Origin of the sequence: Parafrankia sp. FMc2 (genome assembly GCF_041008525.1) — a bacterium.
In the GTDB taxonomy this organism is placed as follows: Bacteria; Actinomycetota; Actinomycetes; order Frankiales; family Frankiaceae; genus Parafrankia.
The window spans coordinates 1-2843 of record NZ_JBFLUG010000316.1 but is presented as its reverse complement, the minus strand read 5'-3'; the positions used below and the strand labels follow the sequence as shown (position 1 = coordinate 2843).

Sequence of the window (2843 nt, the reverse complement as noted above, 5' to 3'; positions counted from 1 at the left end):
TCACGATTTCCCGGCGTTCATGCGCCACCGGCCGGCCACCAGGTTTGGGATCGGGAATCAACGGAGCGATCAGCTCCCACTCGACATCAGAAAGATCAGTCGGATACCGGCGCCGCTCGGCCATCACCAGCCTCCCCAACATGAGGCTTCACCGGCCCTCCTATCTACCCGACACAACCCTTTTCAAACACCCTCTACGCCGGAACAAACACGCCCGCGTCATCGACGGGGCATGGCCGACCCGACGGAAAAGCCAGCTCGTCGCCCGTCTGACGGCAGGGACCTGCGAACTATGCACATCACCTGATGGGATCACCATCCACCACATCAGGCGGCTTTCCGATCTCCACCGATACAGCTCGACAGACACGCCATCATGGGTGGAATTCATGCGGACCAGCCGACGGAAGACCCTGATCGTCTGCGCCCGCTGCCACACCGACATCCATCGGCGACCTCACACGCAGTAGCAACGCTGGAGAGCCACGTGCGTCGAAAGATGCCCGCGTGGTTCGGGAAGCGGCCCGAGGAAACGGACCGGCCACCAGGCCGGCACCGCGCCCCGGGCCGACTTCACGCCCAGCCTGTATGCCCAGCTCGCGGCCCTGCCCTGGGGCCAGGTGAGGATCACCGTTGCGCGTGCCGTCGAGCGAGGCCACGGCCGCCGCGAGCGGCGCATCGTGAAAGCCACCGAGGTCCGGGCCGGAATCCTGTTCCCGCACGCCGTGCAGGCGGTGCGGATCACCCGCCGACGTCAGCCCCTCGCCGACGGACCCGCCGAGACCGAGGTCGCCTACCTGGTCACCAGCCTGCCGACTCATCAGGCCAGCCCAACCCAGCTCGCCGGGTTCGCCCGGGAACACTGGCTGATCGAGAACCGGCTGCACTGGGTGCGCGATGTCACTTTCGGTGAGGATCTCAGTCAGGTCCGGACCGGCAACGCTCCCCAGGTCATGGCCAGCCTACGTAACCTCGCGATCACGATCCTGCGTCTGGCCGGCACCAGGAACATCGCCGCGGGAATCCGCTATCACGCCCGCCGCCCCGAACGCCCACTACAGACGATCATCAAGCTTGCTTGCTAACCGACAACTTTGCCGAGGCCCTGCGTTGCCACCAGGGCCGCGCCCGATAGTGTCGGTATGACTTCCTAAAGTGATCTTCCGACAGATGTGGGCGCTGATGGTGACGTCATTTAGGGGAATAATCGGGGAGAGAGGTGCGTGATGGCCGGGCGCTGCGCAACCAGGGCAACGCCGGCAGAGTGGTCGGTGCTCATGGTCTGTACCGGCAACATCTGTCGTTCTCCACTCGCGGAGCGGCTGGCTGTCACCCGCCTAGCCCATCTCCTGCCGCGAGCGGGTATCGCGGGCAGGCAGGGCCCGCTGGAATCGGTGGTGACGATCCGCAGCGCGGGGGTTCGTGCATGTGTTGGTGAACCCATGCATCCATATGCGTCGACGGTGCTGGACGAACGAGGAGCGGAGTACGCCGGATTCGGCGCTCGGCAACTCACCGCGGCGATGGTGGAAGGGGCGGACCTTGTGCTGTGCGCAACGCGGCGGCATCGTGCGGAGGCCGTCACGCTTGTGCCCCGCGCTGTCCGGCGATCTTTCACCCTGCGCGAATTCGCCCGGTTGATCGACTCTGCCTGGCCCGAATATCGCCCCCTGCCGCCCATGCCGGTGGGTGAGGATCAGCGGGAGCGTCTCCGCGCGGCGGGGACAGCGCTGTTGGAGCTCGGGACCACCGCGCGTGGCATCGCGCCTCCGATCAATCCTGACGACGACGACATTATCGATCCGCTCGGGGGGCAGCTGGACGCGTTCCGGAGCTGCGCTGAGACCATTGACGCCGCGCTCGAGTCGGTGGGGCGCGCGCTTACGGTCCTACTCGGGGCTGAGGTGGTCAGCTGACCACGAATTTTGGCCTTCCCTATCAGATTGGTAGACGCGGGCCAGCGCCGTTGCGGCTCCAGTAGGACTTCGTTAGGTGGTGCCGGGTAGGCATTGTGTGGCGTTGGGTGTATGGGTGAAGGGTTGTTGGCAGGTGGGGCAGGCGCCGGTCCAGACGGCGAGCAGGGTGTGGAGGACTCCGTAGAGGGTCAGGCCGGCGCAGGGGCTTTTGGGCTGCGGCGGAGCTGGGTGCAGAGGGCTTGGGCGACCCTGATGAGGGTGACGTGGCGGCGCCAGCCGGTGAAGGTGCGGCCTTTGAAGTGGTCGGGACCGAGACCGTCTTTGAGTTCGCGGTAGTCGTGTTCGATCCGCCAGCGGATCTTCGCGAGGCGGGCCAGGTGAACTGCCCCGGGTTCGGTGGAGGCCGGTCCGTTTGAGAGGATCGAGTCGTGCCCACTCCCAGGAAGTACCCCGACGAGCTCCGTGACCGTTCCGTCCGGCTCGTGCTGCAGATCCGCCGTGAGCAAGCCGGCGGAGGCGTCGCATGCGATCTCGACAGTCGCGAAGCGGCTGGATGTGCACCCGGCGACGCTGCGGTTGTGGGTGAACCAGGCGGAGGTCGATCAGGGTACTCGTCCGGTAACCACCACGCCGGACGCCGCGCGTATCGCCGAGCTGGAACGTGAGAACCGCGAGTTGAAGCGCGCGAACGAGATCCTGAAAGCGGCGTCGGCTTTCTTCGCGTCAATGACAACATGGTGGTGCCCCAGGGCCTCGGCAAAGTTGTCGGTCAGCAAGCAAGCTTCATGATTGTCTCTAGAGCCTGTTCCGGGTCCGGATCACAGGCGGGATGGTCGTCTTTCGTGTTCGGGTGCTCCAGCTGGTAGCACGGTTGTATGACCCGTGGCGACCTGACCGACGGCGAGTGGGAACTGATCGAACCGCACC

Annotated in this window: 4 protein-coding genes and 2 pseudogenes; 4 read left to right on the top strand and 2 right to left on the bottom strand. The window is 65.6% G+C overall.

Features of this window, described 5'->3' with window-relative positions:
* Positions 1-124 (bottom strand): transposase (locus tag AB1460_RS36695; protein ID WP_368964937.1); only part of this gene is annotated, 124 nt, incomplete at its 3' end.
* Positions 125-140: 16 nt separating this feature from the next.
* Here AB1460_RS36695 and AB1460_RS36690 point away from each other — a divergent pair.
* From AB1460_RS36690 to AB1460_RS36680, 3 genes are all read left to right on the top strand, one after another.
* Complete coding sequence (locus AB1460_RS36690; protein WP_368967107.1) at positions 141-470, top strand: hypothetical protein; 330 nt, start codon at positions 141-143, stop codon at positions 468-470.
* A gap of 150 nt (positions 471-620) precedes the next feature.
* A complete protein-coding gene (locus AB1460_RS36685) occupies positions 621-1085 on the top strand; it encodes an ISAs1 family transposase (protein ID WP_420497458.1) in 465 nt (154 codons plus the stop codon).
* Between the two features lie 141 nt (positions 1086-1226).
* On the top strand, positions 1227-1916 hold the full coding sequence (locus AB1460_RS36680) for a protein tyrosine phosphatase (RefSeq protein ID WP_368967109.1): 690 nt from the start codon (positions 1227-1229) through the stop codon (positions 1914-1916).
* A 188-nt stretch (positions 1917-2104) separates the two neighbouring features.
* Here the strand turns inward: AB1460_RS36680 and AB1460_RS36675 are convergent.
* Positions 2105-2299: pseudogene (locus tag AB1460_RS36675) on the bottom strand (transposase); the annotation flags it as partial.
* A 145-nt stretch (positions 2300-2444) separates the two neighbouring features.
* Between AB1460_RS36675 and AB1460_RS36670 the strand changes: the two are divergent.
* Positions 2445-2636: pseudogene (locus tag AB1460_RS36670) on the top strand (transposase); the annotation flags it as partial.
* Between the last annotated feature and the right edge of the window lie 207 nt (positions 2637-2843).